The organism is Avibacterium paragallinarum (assembly GCF_011765605.1).
GTDB classification, from domain to species: Bacteria; Pseudomonadota; Gammaproteobacteria; order Enterobacterales; family Pasteurellaceae; genus Avibacterium; species Avibacterium paragallinarum.
Genome location: NZ_CP050316.1, coordinates 1,796,319 through 1,816,774, shown reverse-complemented (window position 1 = coordinate 1,816,774; position 20,456 = coordinate 1,796,319). Strand labels below are relative to the sequence as shown.

The window sequence follows — 20,456 nt, the reverse complement described above, 5'->3', positions numbered from 1 at the left end:
TATGACAACAGAACAACAACTCCATTGTTCCATCTGCGGCAAAGAACGCAGCGAAGTCAAAAAATTGATCGCGGGTGAAGATGGGGCGATTTGTAATGAATGTATCGAACTTTGCCACAATTTATTGGTTGAGGCAGAGCAACAAGCAAACGAAAACCCGCAAGAAAACGCCTCACAACCTGAAAAGGCAGAATTACCTACACCTCATCAAATTCGTGCGCATTTAGATGATTATGTTATTGGGCAAGACTACGCTAAAAAAGTGCTTGCCGTTGCGGTGTATAATCATTACAAACGCCAACAGGCGGGCTATAAGGCTGACGATGTGGAACTAGGTAAAAGTAATATTTTGCTTATTGGTCCAACGGGAAGCGGAAAAACCCTATTGGCAGAAACCCTAGCTAGAATGCTAAATGTGCCTTTTGCAATGGCTGATGCAACCACACTCACCGAAGCGGGTTATGTTGGTGAAGATGTAGAAAATGTGCTACAAAAACTTTTGCAAAATTGCGATTATGACGTGGAAAAAGCAGAAAAAGGCATTATTTACATTGATGAAATTGACAAAATTACGCGGAAATCAGAGAACCCATCTATTACTCGCGATGTATCAGGCGAGGGCGTTCAGCAAGCCTTACTTAAATTAGTAGAGGGAACGATTGCGTCAATCCCACCACAAGGTGGACGCAAACACCCACAACAAGAGATGTTACGCCTTGATACATCAAAAATTCTCTTTATCTGCGGCGGGGCTTTCGCGGGGTTAGATAAAATCATTGAAAAACGCGTACATGTAGGTAGTGGTATCGGCTTTGGAGCAGAAGTGAAAGGAGAATCAGATAAAGCTACCTTGACGGAACTATTTGCCCAAGTTGAACCTGATGATTTAATGAAATTTGGTTTAATCCCTGAATTTATCGGGCGTTTACCCGTGATAGCACCATTAGCCGAGCTTGATGAAGAAGCCTTAATCCAAATTCTGACCGAACCGAAAAATGCACTTACTAAGCAATATCAAGTGCTATTCAACCTTGAAAATGTGAAGTTAGAATTTACCCACGATGCCCTCGTGGCAATGGCAAAACAGGCGTTGGAAAGAAAAACAGGGGCGAGGGGATTGCGTTCTATCGTAGAGGGATTGTTGCTTGATACGATGTACGATCTTCCTTCATTGAAAAATGTCGAGAAGGTAATCATTGAAGAGAGTACGGTAACAAAAAAACAAGCTCCACAGATAATATATAAATCGTAAAATTTTTACTATTTGTTTCAAAACTAGAACAGCTATTAATAGATAGGTGTTCTAGTTTAATTAGCGAGATATCATCTTCCTTCCATTACACACAAAAAAATCTAATTCTAACGATAAATTAATATCTTATATACATTTTTAACAATGTGATCTACTTCAAGTTTTTCCCTAAATTAAATATCTATAATAGAGTCATATTTAACAAAATATAAGGAACTAATTATGACAAATTTACGCATTGAAGTTGATTTACTTGGTAAACGAGAAGTACCAAATGATGCTTATTGGGGAATACACACACTAAGAGCGATGGAAAATTTTAATATTTCAACCCATACTATTTCCGATGTTCCTGAGTTTATCCGTGGAATGGTAATGGTAAAAAAAGCCACTGCTCTAGCTAACGGTGAACTTGGTGCAATTCCTTCTAAAATTGCTAATGCGATAGTAAAAGCCTGTGATGAGATATTAGAAAATGGACGCTGTATGGATCAATTTCCAACAGATATTTACCAAGGCGGTGCGGGAACATCGGTGAATATGAATACCAATGAAGTTATTGCGAATCTTGCATTAGAGTTGCTAGGACATAAAAAAGGCGAATATAGTATTATTAATCCAATGGATCACGTTAATGCAAGCCAATCTACCAATGATGCCTATCCTACTGGGTTCCGCATTGCAGTGTATAACAGTATTATGCATTTATTAAAAAATATCCGTTACTTACAAAAAGGCTTTGAAGCGAAAGCTAAGGAATTTTCTAGCATCTTAAAAATGGGTAGAACCCAATTACAAGATGCAGTGCCTATGACATTAGGACAAGAATTTAAAGCTTTTTCAGTATTATTAGAAGAAGAAGTGCGTAATTTAAAACGGACTGCAAAATTGTTGCTTGAAGTAAATTTAGGTGCAACCGCAATTGGTACAGGCTTAAACACTCCTGAAGGCTATGCGAATCTTGCAGTAAAATATCTTGCTGAAGTGAGTCAATTACCTTGTATTCCATCAGAGAATTTGATTGAAGCTACCTCTGATTGCGGAGCCTATGTAATGGTACATAGTGCATTAAAACGCACAGCGGTGAAATTATCAAAAGTCTGCAATGATTTACGTCTATTATCTTCAGGCCCAAGAGCAGGGTTAAATGAAATTAATTTACCAGAGCTACAAGCAGGGTCATCAATAATGCCTGCTAAAGTCAATCCTGTTGTTCCAGAAGTAGTAAATCAAGTGTGTTTTAAAGTTATCGGTAATGATACAACAGTAACCTTTGCCGCCGAAGCTGGACAACTACAATTGAATGTAATGGAACCAGTCATAGGGCAAGCAATGTTTGAATCTATTGAGTTGCTTAGTAACGCGTGCATTAATTTACGTGATAAATGTATTAATGGGATCACCGCAAATCCTGAAATATGTAAAAATTACGTCCTCAATTCTATTGGCATTGTTACTTACCTGAATCCATTTATTGGACATCATAATGGAGATATTATAGGAAAAATTTGTGCTGAAACAGGAAAAAATGTACGTGAAGTCGTGCTAGAGCAAGGACTACTAAGCGAAACACAATTAGATGACATTCTTTCGTTAGAAAACCTAATGAATCCTCGTTACAAGGCAGAACGATTTACTGAAGATAAATAAGTATAATCAAAGTGCGGTAAGAAATTTCATCATTTTTCTTCCGCACTTTTATTATTCCGTAGTTATTTTAAGCTCAAAATAAAATAACTATCATTGGTACATCGCTTCAATTTGTGCTTTATAACGTTCTAAAATCACCTTACGGCGTAGCTTCAGAGTTGGGGTGATTTCATTCATTGCAGTGGTAAAGGCTTGAGGCAAGAGGGTGAATTTTTTCACTTGTTCAAAGCTCGGCAGTTCTTTTTGCAATTCGTTTAAGCGTTTTTCAAATAGTTGAATAATCTCGGAATGTTTGATGAGATCCATTCGGTCTTGATATTTGATATTGAGCTTTTTCGCGTATTCTTCCAATGAAGCAAAGCAAGGCACGATGAGGGCGGAAACGTATTTTTTCGCATCGGCAATCACCGCTATCTGTTCAATAAATTTATCCTTGCCGATTTTGCCTTCAATATGCTGTGGTGCAATATATTTTCCGTTCGAGGTTTTCATTAGCTCTTTAATGCGATCGGTGATGTAAAGGTGTCCTTGTTCATCAAGTTTGCCCGCGTCGCCCGTTTTTAGAAAGCCGTCAGCGGTAAAGGCTTGAGCGGTTTCTTCGGGCTTTTTATAGTAGCCACGCATTACCATATCGCCACGCACGAGAATTTCGTCATTCTCGCCGATTTTCACTTCCACGCCCGGCATTAATTCGCCGATGGAATCGGGTTCAAAATGATCGTCTTTCCAGCACGACACGGTCGCGGTAGTTTCGGTCATTCCGTAGCCGAGTTTGATATTGATCCCAATGCTGTGGAAAAAACGCCCGATGACTGGCTCTAATTTCGCCCCGCCACACGGCATCATACGAATGTTTCCACCGAGCAGGTGGCGTAATTTGCGGAGTACCAATTTATCAGCAAGTAAAAATTGCTGTTTGAGCCAAAAAGAGATGGGCTGTTTTTGGCTTTTGCGATCGAAATAGCGATGCCCGATATTCATTGCCCAGTGAAACATTGCACGGCGGAAAAACGGGGCTTGTTGCACTTTGTCGTGGATTGCGGTGTAAATTTTTTCGTAAAACCGCGGTACGGCACACATTAATGTGGGGCGAATTTCACTGAGGGTGGCACGCACTTGATTGGTATCTTCAATATAGCAGTTGGTTGCCCCGCGGTGTAACACATAAGCCACCCACGCCCGTTCAAAAATGTGCGAAAAGGGTAAAAACGACAGAGAAACATCTCGCTCATCAATGGGTTGCAAAGCTTGATCGTGTGCTTTGAGCTGATGGGCGAGGTTCGCGTAATCCAACATTACCCCTTTCGGCTCGCCCGTTGTGCCAGAGGTGTAGATGAGGGTAAATAAATCGTCCAAACGCTTGTTGGCAAGACGCTCAGCAAGCAAGGCGGGATCGGTTTGCGTTCCCTGTGCGATGAATTGTTCCCAAGTGTAGGCGTGCGGATAATGATTTAGCTCAATGCTGTCTTTCATTGCGACAATATGTTGAAGCTGTGGGCATTGATCGGCAATTTGTATGGCTTGATCGTATTGTGCTTGATCGCCAACGAACAGGATCTTGATGTCGGCATCATTGATGATGAACGCCGCTTGCTGTGCGGTGTTGGTGGCATAAATTGGCACGGTGATCGCACGGGTTTGCAATGTGCCGATGTCGGCGATCGTCCAGCGTGGCATATTATGGGCAAAAATGCCGATTTTATCTTGTATCTTAATATGATGTGCCAGTAAAGCTAAGGAAAAGGCATCAACTTGTTGCTGGAAACTCGCCCAAGAAGTATCGTGCCATTGTTGATTTTCAAAATAACGAAGTGCGGTGTGATTTTTTAATGTTTTTGCTTGGTGTTGAAAACGGTTCACAAAATGAAAATCAAGCGTTGTTGTCATTATTATTTCCTCGTTTATAAATTCATTTTAGCGTACAGCTGTATGCTAAATATAATCGCTAATGAGTGAAAAAGCGAGAAAAATCATTAAATTTGCCTGAATTATCAATGATTTTGTGATCAATATAACATTTTTCTTTTTTGCCATAATCTGCTATCAATCATAAATAGCAAGCCATAATAATAGCGTCTTCGCGACCTCCTTCCACCGTTGGGTAATAATTTCTACGAATATCAACTTTATTAAAACCACAGTAAAGATATAAATTTTGTGCGATTTTATTAGACGCTCGCACTTCTAACCATAACGTAAGTATATTCTGCTTTCTCAATTCCGAAAGTAAATATTTTAATAAATACTTTCCTAATCCCTTCCCTTGATAATGAGGGAATATTGCAAGATTAAACAAGGTAGCTTCATCATATACTTTTTGGCATATCGCAAATCCAATTATTTTACCTTCCCAAACAAGCTTTAAATTAAAATAATTATTTCCTTGATTATTTTTTAATGTCCTCAAGGACCAAGGAATAGAATGAGCTGCTTTTTCTATTTCGAACAACGCATCAAAATCTTGTTCAGCAATAGGTGATATACTTGGCATACTATAAACCTTTCCGTTGAATTTGTGTCCATAGATTACGTTTAGCTACAGGATCTTCCATAAAGCGTTCCCAGCGAGGAGATACCCATTTATCTAAGAAAGTTCTACAATAATTTTGAGCTTGGTGAATTTTTTCAGGATCATCATTTAAAAACCAATAATACACAGGATGATTTATTTTAAAATGGGGTATTAAATCAAAATTAATGACTAGGTACTGTTCTTGTGTAATATCCAGACTCGTTAAAATATCTCTTAATAAGGGAGAAAATAATAATTCAGTTTCACTGATAATAATTAAACGGATATTTTCATTAACAGGTATATTTACACTCCCTTTTAAACTATCTGGACGAACAAGCTTCCATTGAACAATGCCCATTGACTGCAAGAGTAATTGATATCTATTCATTTCTTCCTCCCAAATAGAAACTTGATTCTAACATTAAAAAGAGCTACTAGGCTTAATAAAGTAAGCGTTCTCCTAGTTACTATGTCAAGAATAGATATCATCACAAATAACAAATCAGAGAATAAAACGACTTAAATCTTCGTTTTCTACCACTTCGCCGAGGGCATCTGCAACGTAAGCACCATCAATGGTAACTTGTTCGCCGTTCATATCGCTGGCGTTGAAGGAAATTTTATCCATTAAACGCTCCATTACCGTATGCAAGCGTCTAGCCCCGATGTTTTCCGTTTTTTCATTGACACGGAAAGCGGCTTCGGCGATTTTCTTAATCGCATCTTGAGTAAAGGTAATATTCACGCCCTCCGTTGCCATTAAGGCTTTGTATTGCTCGGTTAAAGACGCGTTTGGTTCGGTGAGGATTCGCTCAAAATCTTCCGCGGTGAGGGCGGAAAGTTCAACGCGAATAGGTAAACGACCTTGCAATTCAGGGATTAAATCAGACGGGCGAGCCACTTGGAACGCACCAGAGGCGATGAAAAGGATATGATCGGTTTTCACCATGCCGTGCTTGGTGCTGACCGTTGAGCCTTCCACCAGTGGGAGCAAATCACGTTGCACGCCTTCGCGAGAAACGTCCGCCCCGCTGTATTCGCCTTTTTTGCAAATTTTGTCGATTTCATCAATAAATACAATCCCATTTTGCTCTACCGCTTCAATGGCTTTTTCTTTCAGTTCTTCAGGATTAATTAATTTCGCAGCTTCATCATCAACTAAGGCTTTGAACGCATCTTTAATTTTCATTTTGCGGGTTTTGGTTTTGCCACTAGAAAGATTCTGGAACATTGATTGCAACTGGCTCGTCATTTCTTCCATTCCCGGCGGTGCCATAATTTCAACGCCCATTGAAGGTGCGGCTACGTCAATATCAATTTCGCGATCATCAAGCTGCCCCTCACGCAATTTTTTACGGAAAATTTGGCGGGTGCTATTATTGTTGTTTTGATTTTCTACTTCGCCCCATTGATTTTTCGCTGGTGGCAATAAGGCATCTAAAATACGTTCTTCCGCCGCTTCTTCCGCACGGAAACGATTTTTTTCAATCTCAGTTTGACGCACCAATTTCATCGCACTATCGGTTAAATCGCGGATAATGGAATCCACTTCTTTCCCCACATAGCCCACTTCGGTAAATTTGGTCGCTTCCACTTTAATAAACGGGGCATTGGCAAGCTTCGCCAAACGGCGTGCGATTTCGGTTTTCCCCACACCCGTAGGGCCGATCATTAGGATATTTTTCGGCGTAACTTCGTGGCGTAATGGCTCTTGTAATTGCATTCTACGCCAGCGATTACGCAGGGCGATAGCCACCGCTCTTTTCGCTTCAGCTTGCCCGATAATATGTTGATCTAATTCAGAAACTATTTCACGAGGGGTCATTTCAGACATAATTTAATCCTTTTGTATAATCGATTTAACGCATTAGAGATAGAGGGTTAAGGCAATTCTTCAATGGTGAAATTCGTGTTAGTATAAACACAAATATCGCCCGCAATTTTAAGGGATTTTTCAACAATTTCACGAGCAGAAAGATCGGTGTTCTGCACTAACGCTCGAGCCGCAGACATCGCATAGTTCCCGCCAGATCCGATCGCCAAAATTTGATCTTCTTCAGGTTGAACCACATCGCCAATGCCCGTGATGATTAAACTTTCTTTTTCATCAGCCACAATCAACATCGCTTCCAATTTACGTAAGGCTCTATCGGTTCGCCAATCTTTGGCTAATTCCACCGCACTTTTTAACAAATGCCCTTGGTGCATTTCCAGTTTACGTTCAAATAATTCAAACAAAGTGAATGCGTCAGCCGTCCCTCCCGCAAAGCCTGCGAGAACTTTATTATTGTATAAACGGCGAACTTTGCGTGCGTTGCCTTTCATTACGGTATTACCTAGGGAAACTTGTCCATCTCCCCCCACAACCACTTTCCCGTTGCGGCGAACACTTACTATCGTAGTCATATTTTTTCCTTTTTCGATAAAAGAGATACGCCCTATATTGGGTTGAAAATCAGGCTTTCAAGGTAGGAAATGGCGTTTAAAGAAAAATCCCTGCAAGAAAGGCGAGAAAAATCCCCATTCCCACATAATTATTATTTAAGAATGCCTTGAAACAGGCTTCGCGGCGGCGATCACGCGTGAGTTTGCATTGATAGGCAAAGAAAAGTGCGGTGCAAAAAAGAAGCAAAAAATAGCTCCAGTGTAACTGAGCAAGATAACCAATTAGCACCAGCAAAGCGAGGGCAATAAATTGCAATAAGGCGATGATTTTATTGTCATATTGTGCAAAAAGAATGGCTGTGGATTTCACCCCAATGCGTAAATCATCATCGCGATCCACCATTGCGTATTGGGTATCATAAGCCACCGTCCAAGCCAAATTGGCTAAAAAAAGCAACCAACATTCTAAGGGTAAATATGCAATTAACGCTCCATAAGCCATCGGAATTGACCAGCCAAACGCTGCCCCTAAAAAGAATTGCGGTAGGTGGGTATAGCGTTTCATAAAGGGATAAATAAAGGCGAGCAACACGGCGATGAAAGATAAACCAATGGCATAATGATTTAGAAATAGCACTAGAATAAATGCACAAAAAATCAAACTAGCAAACAGGATTTTTGCTTCTTTCTCACTCACTCGACCTGTGGCTAGCGGGCGTTGCGAAGTGCGTTTCACCTTGCCATCAATATGCCGATCGGCGTAATCGTTTACCACACAGCCAGCGGCTCGCATCACGACCACACCAAGTACAAATGCCAACAACACGGAAACAGGCGGAACATTTTTCTCTGCCAAAAACAACGCCCACAAGGTCGGCCACAAAAGCAATAATGTGCCAATGGGTTTGTCGAAACGCATTAATTGGGCGTAAGCGGTGAGTTTTTCCGAAAGTTGTGGCATAGTCCTAAATCAATGAATTGAAAGTGCGGTTATTTTACTTGAAAAATCCGCAAAGGTCTTGAACAAATTGATCTATGTCAATAATATAGCGGATTATTTTATCGCTACACCATTTCAAAAAACAAGGAAAAAAATGACCGCACTTAAAGAAATCACCCCACAGCAGGCTTGGCAAATGATGAATGAAGAAAACGCAATATTAGTGGATATTCGCGACTTTCCTCGCTTCACACACAGCCACCCCAAAGGGGCATTTCACCTCACCAACCAAAGCTATGGCGAATTTCAACAACTGGTGGATTTTGATGATCCCATTATCGTGAGCTGTTATCACGGTATTAGCAGCCGCAATGTGGGGGCATTCCTTATCGAACAAGGCTATGACAACGTGTACAGTATGCAAGGCGGTTTTATGGGCTGGGAACAAGCAGATTTACCGCTCGAAGGCGAGGCGGTGAAAGAGAGCTAGACAAAAAGTGCGGGTGAAAATTCACCCGCTTTTTTTATGGCTAAAAATACGGAAAAAAGTACCGCACTTTAAAATAAAAAAGGATTGAACATTACATTCAATCCTTTTCTTTGGAATAAATTATTTTACTTTGCTTTCTTGAATAATCGACAAAATCCCTTGTCGCTTACGCCAGTGCAGTAAATAGCCTGCTACCAAGCCCACCAAGGCGAAAGGCAACCATTCGATGGAATAAGGTTTAAACGGGAGTTGTTCGAGAAAATCTATTTTGCCTGAACCTAGCACAGATAAAATCGACACAAAGGTAACCAAACCAATGGCTAAGCGGTGAGCCAAGCTCGGCATTGGTAAAAATAAATTAATCAACAACAGCAAAATGACCGTAATGGTGATGGGATATAAAATCATCAACACTGGCAAGGAAAGCCCGATCACTTCTTTTAGCCCTAAATTTGCGATCACAAAGCTGATAATGCAAAACAACATCGCGTAAGTGCGGTAAGAAAAACGCGGGAATTGTTGTGCAAAATAGCTGCTGATCGAGGCACAAAGCCCAACGGCGGTGGTTAAACAAGCGAGGGAAACAATAACATTCAGCACCAAACGCCCCGCTTCCCCGAATGCCATTGCGGTAACGTGGTTGAGAATGTAAGTACCGAGATCTTGCTTGTTTTGCTGTAATTGTGCCAACACATCAGGGGAGATCATCAAATGATTGCCCACCCAACCGAGGGAAATATAAATAAAGCCAAGGGCAACGCCTGCGATCATTGCGGCAAAAATGGTTTGCTTTTGTAGCGAAACCGCTTTTACTGCACTGGATTTTATCGCCCCCAACACCATTGTGGAAAAGGCAATGGAAGCCAGTGCGTCCATTGTCAAATAGCCGTTAATCGCCCCATTGAAAAAATACTGATGGCTATCTTCTGGCATTGGCAGCGGAGTTTTCCCCATTAGCATAAATACCGCTTTCACCACAAGGGCGATAATGGCGATCAACAACACAGGGGTGAGGATCGAGCCAATCCGCTCCACCATTTTTGACGGATTTAGACTTAACCATAGGGTGATGGCAAAATATACCGCAGTAAACGCCAGTTGCGACAAGGCATCGACTTGATGTAAAAAGGGCAACATCACCATTTCATAAGACATCGCCCCTGTTCTTGGCCCAGCGAAAAAAGGCCCGACCGCAAGGGAAATCGACACCAAAAACAGCACGGAAAACCCAGGGTGGATTTGCTTCAACGCGGCGATATAACCGCCACGATAAAAGGCACTCACAATAATGCCAAGCAGTGGCAGCCCCACGCCCGTTAAGACAAAGCCTAAAATAGAGGGTAAAAATTCCGATCCCGTTTCAAAACCTAATTTGGGTGGGAAAATCAAATTGCCCGCACCAAAAAAGATGGCAAACAGCATAAAGCCAATAATAAAGGTATTTTTTGTCATTGAATGTCCTTTATTTTTTCCAGTTTTTTAACGCGTCTGCAAAGGCATTGCCCATTACGCTGTGGTTTTGCGGTTTACGCTGAGGTTTTGTGGATAAAGTGCGGTGATTTTTAACCTCATTTTTTTCTACCTTGTCAGTGGCTTGTTCTTCTAAACGCATCGTCAATGCGATCCGCTTGCGTGCTACGTCCACTTCCAACACTTTGACTTTCACAATATCGCCCGTTTTCACCACCTTGTGCGGATCTTCCACGAATTTATTGGAAAGGGAAGAAATATGCACTAGCCCGTCTTGATGCACCCCAATATCCACAAACGCCCCGAAATTGGTTACGTTGGTAACGGTGCCTTCAAGGATCATTCCCGCTTTCAAATCGCTGATCTCTTCCACGCCGTCCATAAAGGTGGCAGTTTTAAATTCCCCACGCGGATCACGCCCTGGTTTTTCCAGCTCTTTGAAAATATCTTGCACCGTTGGCAAACCAAACTGTTCATCAATAAATTGTTTTGCATCGATCTGACGAATGGCACTGGCGTTGCCCATTAAATCTTGGATAGATTGCTGCGTGGCTTGCAAGATTTTTTCCACCACAGGGTAGGTTTCAGGGTGAACGCCTGACGCATCAAGAGGATTTTTACCCTGCGGGATACGCATAAAGCCCGCACATTGTTCAAAGGCTTTCGGCCCTAAACGAGACACTTTTTTCAGCTCTTCACGGTTTTCAAAACGCCCGTTTTCATCACGGAACTGCACGATATTTTGTGCCAACGTTTTTGTCATTCCCGCCACGCGAGCCAATAATGGCACGGAGGCGGTGTTTAAATCCACGCCCACGGCGTTTACACAATCTTCCACCACCGCGTCCAATTTGCGTGCTAATTGGGTTTGATTAACATCGTGCTGATACTGCCCCACACCAATAGCTTTCGGCTCAATTTTCACTAATTCCGCGAGCGGATCTTGCAAACGCCGTGCGATCGACACCGCCCCACGCAACGACACATCAAGCTGTGGAAATTCTTGTGCCGCTAATTCGGAAGCAGAATACACCGAGGCTCCCGCTTCGCTCACCACCACGGTTTGTGGTTTTTGTCCTGAGATTTGCTTTAATACGTCTTTGGCAAAGCGTTCTGTTTCTCTTGATGCTGTGCCATTTCCAATGGCGATCAGTTCCACATTATGGCGTTCAATCAACTGATACAAACTGCTCATTGCCGCAGCGGTTTGTCCTGTGTGTGGGTAAATAGTATCCGTTGCTAGTAATTTCCCTGTATTATCCACAACAGCAACTTTTACCCCCGTACGCAAACCTGGGTCTAAGCCCATTGTGTTTTTCGCTCCAGCGGGAGCTGCCATTAAAAGTGCGGTAAGATTTCGAGCAAAAACATTGATGGCTTCTTCTTCCGCTTTTTCACGCAACTGGCTCATTAATTCCGTTTCCAAATGAAGCGAAATCTTAATCCGCCACGTCCAGCTAATCACCTGCTCACGCCATTTGTCTGCGGGTTGCTGATTGAAATGCACGCCCAAATGCTGGCGGATAATTTCCTCACAATAGCTTTGACGCACGCCCTCTTCTTGCTCAGGATCGGCGTTTAAGCTGAGTTGCAAAATGCCCTCATTACGCCCACGAAACATTGCCAACGCACGGTGTGAAGGCACGCTGTGCCAAGGCTCTTGGTGATCGAAATAATCTTGGAATTTTTCGCCCTCTTCCTCTTTCCCCGCCAAAACTTTAGAAATTAACACCGCACTTTGTTGCAAGTATTGACGCACTTTCGCAAGCAATGCAGCATCTTCAGCGAAGCGTTCCATTAAAATATAACGCGCCCCATCAAGCACCGCTTTACTGTCAGCAAAGCCTTTTTCCGCATCAATATAATTATTGGCGAGGGCTTCAGGATCTTGGCTCGGATCATTCCATAAACGTTCCGCCAACGGCTCAAGCCCTGCTTCAATGGCGATTTGCCCTTTGGTGCGGCGTTTTGGTTTGTAAGGGAGGTATAGATCTTCTAATTCGGTTTTGCTTTGCGTTTGCTGGATTTTTTCCCGTAATTCCTCGCTGAGCTTGCCTTGCTCTTCAATGGATTTCAAAATGGTTTGACGGCGATCTTCCAACTCACGCAAATAAATGAGGCGAGTTTCAAAATGGCGTAATTGAGTGTCATCTAAACCGCCCGTTACCTCTTTGCGATAGCGAGCAATAAAAGGAATGGTATTGCCTTCGTCCAATAATTGAATTGCGGCAAGAATTTGCTGCGGACGCACTGTAAGCTCCGCCGCAATAATCTGTGAAATAAATTGATTTAACATAGTTTTGTATCGTTAATAAATAGTCATCGTCAAAAATCCGCATAGCATACTGGTTTTAGTAGATTTGCTCAAATGTTTCTTCTTCAAGAAAAAAAGATCTCGTCTTTTGTTGCGATTTTATTCTTTTTGCACTACATTGTAGTCACATCACTACAAAATAAAGAGAGGTGAAAAATGACGATTATGACAAGCCGAGAGTTCAATCAACATCTTAATCAAGCCCAGAAAGCCGCTCAAGTTGCCCCTGTTATTGTAACCAATCGTGGCGAACCCGCTTATGTGCTAATGAGCTACGCGGATTATCAAAAAGCACTGCACAAATCATCTCCCCGCAATGCGTTAGAAGCCCTAATGCCGCAAGATGATATGGCGATTGAACTCGATATTACCCCACGCTCTACAAAACAGCGTGCGACACTCGCATTTGATGAGTAGAGGGAAAAATGTATTTTATTGATACCAATATACTCAGCGAAATCTGCAAAATTAAGCAGGGAAAAGCTAATTTGGGGCTAATTCGCTGGCTGTCCTCAATTAATGAAGCACAAATTTATACCAATGTGGTGGTGATAATGGAATTAGAACGTGGCATTTTGGCAAAAGAACGCAAAGATCCGCCACAAGGTAAAGCATTACGCCAATGGTTTGAGCAATCCATAAAACCGAGCTTTGCCCATCGCATTCTTCCACTTGATGAGAGAACGACAAAAATTTGTGCGTCCTTACATATTCCTGACCACAGCCCTGAAAATGATGCTTGGATTGCAGCTAGTGCTATTCAATATGGGCTGACACTGGTAACTCGTAATACCGCAGATTTTTTGCGTATGGGCGTGAAATTACTCAATCCCTTTGATGAATAGGCTGAAAAAATGACAAAATCAAACTATATTACCCGCCAAGGTTGGAACGCGTTGGATCAAGAATTGAAATTTTTGTGGAAAGAGGAACGCCCGAAGGTAACGCAAGCGGTATCTGATGCGGCAGCCTTGGGGGATCGCAGTGAAAACGCGGAATATATTTACGGCAAACGCCGTTTGCGTGAAATTGATCGCCGTGTCCGCTTTTTGACAAAACGTTTAGAAGTGTTGCAGATTGTGGATTATCACCCTAGACAGGAAGGTAAAATCTTCTTTGGTGCTTGGGTAAGCCTTGAAAATGAAAATGGCGAGGAAAATCAATACCGTATCGTGGGCGGTGATGAATTTGATCCCGCTAAAAATTGGATCTCCATTGACAGCCCTGTGGCACGAGCTTTGATTGGAAAAGAAGTAGATGATGAAGTGAAAGTCCATACACCATCTGGCTTAGTGACGTTATTTGTGAATAAAATTTGGTATGAAAAATGACCGCACTTTAAAGATTTTCAAATTGTAAATGGATTTTTCTTTTTACGATGAAAAACATTGAGTGAGTTCCTTATTCATTTTTGGAGTGTCTAAAAGAGACTTTTTTAGACTATTATCATTTCTTTATTGCGTTAAAATAAAAAAACATTAAAATGAACGAACGTTCATTCAGTCAAGCTGTTTGTAACTTCTTTTTATTCAATTTTTATAGATTAGTTAAATGCGTCAATCTGAAAATGAGATGACCGAGCAAATCTTTTTAGCTACGGAAAGGCTAATGGCGAAAGAAGGATTGCATAATTTATCAATGCATAAAATCGCTAAAGAAGCCAGTATTTCTGCTGGCACAATTTATATTTACTTCAAAAGTAAAGAATAATTACTCAAAGAGTTTGCTCGTAGAGTGTTTACCCTTTTTTCTAAGGAATTAGAAAAAAACTATGATGAAAACCGACCGCACTTTGAGCAATATCGCCAAATGTGGTGGAATATTTGGCATCACTTACAAAATAATCCAATGATCGTGGTGAATATGAGCCAGTATCAGTCCTTACCTGATTTTTATGAGGTATGTACTGAACTTGAAAGCGAAAGTCTTTGGTATGCCTTTTGCGAAAAGGCCAAAAAAGCCAATGTTTTATGTGAATTGCCAAATAAGGTTTTGTTTTCATTAAGTTTAAAAAGTGCGATTAATTTGGCTTTAGACCAAGCTTTTTTCAAAACTGAAATGAAAGACGAGATGTTAGAGCAAGTGATCGTAAGAACTTGGCGTTCAGTTCAAAAGTAGTTTAGTTATTCTGTTATGGAGTTTTTTATGAGCCAAAATACTCAATCCATTCAACCTATCGTTAAAAAACGTTCTCACGTTTTTTGGATAAAGTTGAGCCTTATTGTGTTTGCATTGATTTTTGTTGGTATGATTGCTGCAAACCTTTTTAAAGGACATATGATAGGAAAATATTTGGCGAATATGCCAGAAAATGCCAGTCCTGTTACGGTGATGAAGGTAGAAGCCAGTGAATGGACACCAGTGATTGAAACCACAGGGCTGGTGCGACCAAATCAAGGGGCTATGCTCAGTTCACAAATTGCGGGTACGGTGTCGAAAGTGTTAGTGCAATCAGGGCAAACGGTGAAAAAGGGCGATGTGCTGGTTGAGCTAGACAGCTTAGTGGAACAAGCGAATTTGAAAGCCTCGCAAGCACAGTTAGCTTCCACCAAACAAACCTATCAACGTTATTTGAGCTTATACAAAACCAAAAGTGTTTCGCAACAAGAGCTGGATAATGCCAAAGCGAGCTATGATGCGTTAGTGGCGAATATTGAAGCCTTAAAAGCCACCATTCAACGTCGCCAAATTGTCGCCCCTTTTGATGGCGTAGCAGGGATTGTGAAAGTGAATGCGGGGCAATATGTCACCAATGGGACAGAAATTGTTCGCGTTGAAGATCGTAGCCAAATGAAAGTGGATTTTTCTATCGCACAAAATTCGTTGGAACAGTTGCATTTAGGGCAAAAAGTTACGGCTACGGCAGATGCTCGCTTAGGGGAAACCTTCGCGGCGAAAATCACTGCCATTGAGCCAGCCATTAATAGTTCAACAGGGTTAGTTGATGTGCAAGCCACCTTTGAACCTGAAGATGGACAAAAATTATTATCAGGAATGTTCACCCGCTTACGCATTGCCTTGCCTACGGAAACTCAGCAAGTTGTCGTGCCACAAGTGGCAGTGAGCTACAATATGTATGGCGAAATCGCGTATGTTTTGACCGCACTTTCTGACCAAGACAAAGAAAAACTCACTTCTAATCCAGCGTTTGCTTATAAAGATCAGCTTGATAAGCTGTATCGAGCCAAGCAAATTACCGTGTTCACCAAAGATCGCCAAGGCATTTACGCTCAGTTAAAAGGTGATGATGTGAAAGTGGGTGATTTAATTATTACTGGCGGTCAGCAACGTATTGGTAACGGCAGCCTTGTGCTAGCAACGGAGAAAGCGGGCGTTGGTACGACAGAGCCGGCGAAGAAAACCAATCTTTAATTTAGGAATATACGAATGAAATTTACTGATATATTTATTCGTCGCCCAGTATTAGCGGTTTCCATTAGTTTGTTGATTGTGATTTTGGGCTTGCAAGCGATCGCGAAGCTGACCGTACGTGAATACCCAAAAATGACAACTACCGTGATTAATGTAACCACAGCATACCCCGGTGCTGATGCCAATTTAATTCAGGCGTTTATTACCTCCAAGCTGGAAGAAGCCATTGCACAGGCGGACAATATTGACTATATGTCCTCATCAAGTAGCCCTAGCACCTCTTCGATCACAGTGAAAATGAAGCTGAACACCGATCCGAATGCGGCATTGGCTGATGTGTTAGCGAAAGTGAACTCGGTGCGTTCCGCCTTGCCAAGTGGGATTGATGACCCGACCATTACCTCTTCTTCAGGGGGATCGGGGATTATGTACATCAGTTTCCGTTCCAACAAACTTGATGCTAGTCAGGTAACAGACTACATTGAACGCGTAGTCAAACCGCAATTTTTCACCATTGAAGGGGTGGCGAAAGTAACCATTTACGGGGCTTCGCAATATGCAATGCGTATTTGGTTAGATCCGCAAAAAATGGCATCGCAAAACCTCTCTGCCCCTGAAGTAATGGCTGCTTTATCGGCAAATAACGCACAAACCGCGGCAGGGAATGACAACGGCTATTTCACGGTGTATAAAAACAAAGTGGAAACCACCACTAAAACGGTGGAGCAGTTGCGTAATCTTATCGTGTATTCACAAGGTGATAATTTAGTGCGTTTACGCGACATCGCCGATGTGGAATTAGATAAAGAAAGCGATAATAGCCGTGCGGTGGCAAATGGCTCAGATTCCGTGGTACTTGCCATTGATCCAGCCTCAACCGCGAACCCATTAACTGTTGCGGAAAATATTCGCCCACTTTATGAGAGCATTAAACGCAACCTGCCAGATAGCATCGAAACGGATATTTTATACGACCGCACTATCGCAATTAATAGCTCCATTGACGAAGTAATCAAAACCATTTTAGAAGCCACCGTGATCGTATTGGTGGTGATTACCCTCTTTATTGGATCGCTGCGTGCGATTTTAATCCCGATCATTACCATTCCGATTTCCTTAATCGGGGTGATTATGATGCTACAAACCTTTGATTTCTCCATTAACCTGATGACCTTGCTGGCGTTAATCCTCGCCATCGGTCTGGTGGTTGATGATGCCATCGTGGTGTTGGAGAATGTGGATCGCCATATTAAACTGGGTGAAACGCCATTTAGAGCAGCGATTATCGGGACGCGTGAAATTGCCGTGCCTGTTATCTCAATGACGATCGCCTTGATCGCGGTGTATTCCCCAATGGCATTAATGAACGGGATTACGGGATCGCTATTTAAAGAGTTCGCACTCACCCTTGCGGGTGCGGTATTTATCTCGGGCATCGTGGCATTAACCCTTTCGCCAATGATGAGTAGTAAACTGCTCAAAGCCCACACTGCACCTTCAAAATTTGAGCAAAAAATTGACCGCACTTTAACTAAGCTCACCAATGCGTATGGCTATGCGTTGGGCTTAGTAATGAACAGCCGTAAATCTGTACTCGCGTTTGCAGTGGTGATTTTTGCCACTGTGCCGATGTTGTTCAACTCTCTATCGAGCGAACTTACGCCAGCGGAAGACAAAGGGGCGTTCCTCGCCTTAGGTAATGCACCGTCAAACGTGAATGTGGATTATGTTCAAGACGCAATGAAAGGCTACGAGCAAATCCTCAAAGAAACCCCTGAAGTGGCATTCTCAATGGTAATCTCCGGTGCACCAAGCTCTAACCAATCGCTTAATGTGATTACCTTAAAGGATTGGAATGATCGTAGCCGTAAACAAAGTGAAGTATTGGCTGATCTCAATAAAAAAGCTCAAGCGATCCCTGAAGTATCAGTGAGTGGCTTCGCCTTCCCTGAAATCGACACGGGAGAGCAAGGGCCGCCAGTGAGCTTTGTGATCAGTACTGCGAAAGGCTATGATGAGCTAGCTCAAATTGCAGGCAGCTTCCTCGACAAAATGAAAAACTCGGGGCTATTCGTTTACACTACATTGGATTTGAAATTCGATACGCCACAAATGAATATTACCATTGATAAAGAAAAAGCGGGAACTTATGGTGTATCAATGCAACAAATCAGTAGCACTTTAGGGAGCTACCTCTCTGCGGCAACCATCACCCGCGTAGACATTGACGGGCGTGCCTATAAAGTGATCTCAGAAGTGAAACGCAAAGATCGCCTCTCGCCAGAAAGCTTAGACAATTACTATGTGAAAGCCAGCAACGGTGAATCTGTACCGCTAAGCAGCTTCCTAACTATTAAATTGGAATCACAGCCAAGCTCATTGCCACGCTTTAGTCAGTTGAACTCGGCGATTATTGGGGCCGTGCCATCGCCCACTTCAAGCATTGGTGATGCAGTGAAATGGTTAAAAGACACCGCTGCGACAGACTTACCGCAAGGCTATAACTATGATTTCAAAGGCGAAGCACGTCAGCTTGAGCAAGAGGGCAACGCCCTAGCGGTAACCTTTGCTTTAGCGGTCATCATCATCTTCCTTGTGCTTGCGATTCAATTTGAATCAATTCGCGACCCAATGGTGATTATGATCTCCGTACCGCTCGCAGTAAGCGGGGCATTATTCGCCCTAAACCTCTTTGCTGCTCTTGGCTTTGCAGGGACAACCTTGAATATTTATTCACAGGTGGGCTTAATCACCCTTGTGGGGCTAATCACCAAACACGGTATTTTGATGTGTGAAGTGGCAAAAGAAGAACAGCTTAATCACCACAAAAACCGCATTGATGCGATAATGTCCGCCGCAAAAGTGCGTTTACGCCCAATTCTAATGACCACCGCCGCGATGATCGCAGGCTTAATCCCGCTTCTCTATGCCACAGGTGCGGGTGCGGTATCACGCTTTAGTATCGGTATCGTCATTGTCGCAGGGCTTGCAATCGGAACGCTGTTCACCTTGTTCGTCTTGCCAGTGATCTACTCTTACATCGCCAGCGAACACAAACCGTTACCTGAGTTTGATGAAAATATCAAACCGATAGGAAAATAATAGGTAATATTAGTTTAAGACCTCCTTAGGGGGGTCTTAAACTGTTCCTCACCTTTTTTAATTAAAGGTTCAATAATAAATTCGTTAAAGGCTGTTTCGCAAGGATTTTATGTATTACTCTTTTTAAAATAATTTTTTTAATTTCTCAATTTGTTGGAATTCTGTAATAGCTATCTGATAATCCTGTGCTGAATTATCTCCCATTACCGCTCTGCAATGCTGATAGTCCATTAAACTACGTCGATATTTTTTTCCAGATAAATGTAATTCCCTGACGCCCGTTTCTGCAACGATTGCTTGTGCATTGATTGCGGTGACTCCTGCTCCAGCCATAATCGAAATTCGGTTGTTAGCTTGCTTAACATAAGAGGCAATTTTTTCTCTTCCTTGATATGCATCAATATGTTGACCCGATGTAAGAATACGATGACAGCCTAACTCAACCAGTGTTTCCAGAGAACTTTCGGGGTTCACCAATAAATCAAATGCACGATGAAAAGTAATTTCTTTCGTTTTAGCCTGCTCAATTAAAGATGAAATACAAGGAATGTCTAATTCCCCTTTCTCAGTTAATGCACCAATAACAAAACCAGCGACACCTAATTGCTTAAACATTTCAATATCAGTAAGCATTATTGACAATTCTTTATCATTAAATAAAAAATCTCCAGCTCGAGGTCTTATCATCACAACAACGGGTTTAGATACATAATGTAATACTGTTTTAACAAACGCATAACTAGGCGTTAATCCACCTAAAGCAAGAGCATTGCATAGTTCTAAACGATCTGCTCCAGCTTGACAGGCTGTTATAGCTGATTCGATGTTATCAACACAAACTTCTATTTTCATTTCAGCCTCAATATAAAAAGTATCATATGATTATTAAATCATAGATATAAATATAATTAAATAAAATTGCAATTAAAATAATATAATCATATGATACTTTTTTAATTTTGCGAT

The 20,456-nt window shown here is 42.0% G+C and carries 17 protein-coding genes and 1 pseudogene; 9 read left to right on the top strand and 9 right to left on the bottom strand.

Annotated elements, in window-relative coordinates; translation table 11 throughout:
* Position 1: 1 nt before the first annotated feature.
* Together clpX and aspA are read left to right on the top strand one after the other, a co-directional pair.
* Positions 2-1,252 carry an ATP-dependent protease ATP-binding subunit ClpX gene (gene clpX / locus HBL79_RS08750; RefSeq protein ID WP_035685587.1) on the top strand — a complete coding sequence of 417 codons (1,251 nt, stop codon included), beginning with the start codon at positions 2-4 and terminating at the stop codon, positions 1,250-1,252.
* 222 nt (positions 1,253-1,474) lie between these two features.
* Entirely contained in the window at positions 1,475-2,902 is a 1,428-nt protein-coding gene (aspA, locus tag HBL79_RS08745) for an aspartate ammonia-lyase (protein WP_035685584.1), read from the top strand.
* A 90-nt stretch (positions 2,903-2,992) separates the two neighbouring features.
* On the opposite strand, the gene HBL79_RS08740 is transcribed toward aspA, so the two are convergent.
* From HBL79_RS08740 to ubiA, 6 genes are all read right to left on the bottom strand, one after another.
* Entirely contained in the window at positions 2,993-4,789 is a 1,797-nt protein-coding gene (locus tag HBL79_RS08740) for an AMP-dependent synthetase/ligase (protein ID WP_035685582.1), read from the bottom strand.
* A gap of 160 nt (positions 4,790-4,949) precedes the next feature.
* On the bottom strand, positions 4,950-5,393 hold the full coding sequence (gene rimI / locus HBL79_RS08735; RefSeq protein ID WP_017805347.1) for a ribosomal protein S18-alanine N-acetyltransferase: 444 nt from the start codon (positions 5,391-5,393) through the stop codon (positions 4,950-4,952).
* 1 nt (position 5,394) lies between these two features.
* Positions 5,395-5,805: a DNA polymerase III subunit psi gene (locus HBL79_RS08730; RefSeq protein WP_026138449.1), complete on the bottom strand. Its 411-nt coding sequence runs from the start codon at positions 5,803-5,805 to the stop codon at positions 5,395-5,397.
* Between the two features lie 114 nt (positions 5,806-5,919).
* A complete protein-coding gene (gene hslU / locus HBL79_RS08725; RefSeq protein WP_035685580.1) occupies positions 5,920-7,251 on the bottom strand; it encodes an HslU--HslV peptidase ATPase subunit in 1,332 nt (443 codons plus the stop codon).
* A 47-nt stretch (positions 7,252-7,298) separates the two neighbouring features.
* Entirely contained in the window at positions 7,299-7,823 is a 525-nt protein-coding gene (hslV, locus tag HBL79_RS08720) for an ATP-dependent protease subunit HslV (protein WP_017805350.1), read from the bottom strand.
* A gap of 76 nt (positions 7,824-7,899) precedes the next feature.
* On the bottom strand, positions 7,900-8,763 hold the full coding sequence (ubiA, locus tag HBL79_RS08715; RefSeq protein WP_035685578.1) for a 4-hydroxybenzoate octaprenyltransferase: 864 nt from the start codon (positions 8,761-8,763) through the stop codon (positions 7,900-7,902).
* A 133-nt stretch (positions 8,764-8,896) separates the two neighbouring features.
* On the opposite strand from ubiA, the gene glpE reads away from it, so the two are divergent.
* On the top strand, positions 8,897-9,232 hold the full coding sequence (gene glpE, locus HBL79_RS08710; protein WP_035685576.1) for a thiosulfate sulfurtransferase GlpE: 336 nt from the start codon (positions 8,897-8,899) through the stop codon (positions 9,230-9,232).
* A gap of 120 nt (positions 9,233-9,352) precedes the next feature.
* Here the strand turns inward: glpE and brnQ are convergent, their stop codons facing one another.
* Both brnQ and HBL79_RS08700 read right to left on the bottom strand, forming a co-directional pair.
* Positions 9,353-10,684 carry a branched-chain amino acid transport system II carrier protein gene (gene brnQ / locus HBL79_RS08705; protein WP_035685574.1) on the bottom strand — a complete coding sequence of 444 codons (1,332 nt, stop codon included), beginning with the start codon at positions 10,682-10,684 and terminating at the stop codon, positions 9,353-9,355.
* A 10-nt stretch (positions 10,685-10,694) separates the two neighbouring features.
* Positions 10,695-12,998, bottom strand: a complete 2,304-nt coding sequence (locus HBL79_RS08700) for a Tex family protein (protein ID WP_035685573.1) — start codon at positions 12,996-12,998, stop codon at positions 10,695-10,697.
* 174 nt (positions 12,999-13,172) lie between these two features.
* On the opposite strand from HBL79_RS08700, the gene HBL79_RS08695 reads away from it, so the two are divergent.
* The 6 genes and pseudogenes from HBL79_RS08695 to acrB all read left to right on the top strand — a co-directional run bounded on the left by HBL79_RS08695 (position 13,173) and on the right by acrB (position 19,490).
* Positions 13,173-13,433, top strand: coding sequence for a type II toxin-antitoxin system Phd/YefM family antitoxin (locus HBL79_RS08695; RefSeq protein WP_017805355.1), 261 nt, complete (start codon positions 13,173-13,175; stop codon positions 13,431-13,433).
* An 8-nt stretch (positions 13,434-13,441) separates the two neighbouring features.
* Positions 13,442-13,861 carry a type II toxin-antitoxin system VapC family toxin gene (locus HBL79_RS08690; protein WP_035685571.1) on the top strand — a complete coding sequence of 140 codons (420 nt, stop codon included), beginning with the start codon at positions 13,442-13,444 and terminating at the stop codon, positions 13,859-13,861.
* Between the two features lie 9 nt (positions 13,862-13,870).
* On the top strand, positions 13,871-14,347 hold the full coding sequence (gene greB, locus HBL79_RS08685; protein ID WP_035685569.1) for a transcription elongation factor GreB: 477 nt from the start codon (positions 13,871-13,873) through the stop codon (positions 14,345-14,347).
* A gap of 220 nt (positions 14,348-14,567) precedes the next feature.
* Positions 14,568-15,134, top strand: a pseudogene (locus tag HBL79_RS08680) (TetR/AcrR family transcriptional regulator).
* 27 nt (positions 15,135-15,161) lie between these two features.
* Positions 15,162-16,388 (top strand): multidrug efflux RND transporter periplasmic adaptor subunit AcrA, encoded by a 1,227-nt coding sequence (gene acrA, locus HBL79_RS08675; protein WP_017805359.1) that lies wholly within the window; start codon positions 15,162-15,164, stop codon positions 16,386-16,388.
* A 15-nt stretch (positions 16,389-16,403) separates the two neighbouring features.
* Positions 16,404-19,490, top strand: coding sequence for a multidrug efflux RND transporter permease subunit AcrB (gene acrB, locus HBL79_RS08670; RefSeq protein WP_035685567.1), 3,087 nt, complete (start codon positions 16,404-16,406; stop codon positions 19,488-19,490).
* 123 nt (positions 19,491-19,613) lie between these two features.
* Here acrB and HBL79_RS08665 read toward each other — a convergent pair whose 3' ends face one another.
* Positions 19,614-20,342 carry a copper homeostasis protein CutC gene (locus tag HBL79_RS08665; protein ID WP_017805361.1) on the bottom strand — a complete coding sequence of 243 codons (729 nt, stop codon included), beginning with the start codon at positions 20,340-20,342 and terminating at the stop codon, positions 19,614-19,616.
* Between the last annotated feature and the right edge of the window lie 114 nt (positions 20,343-20,456).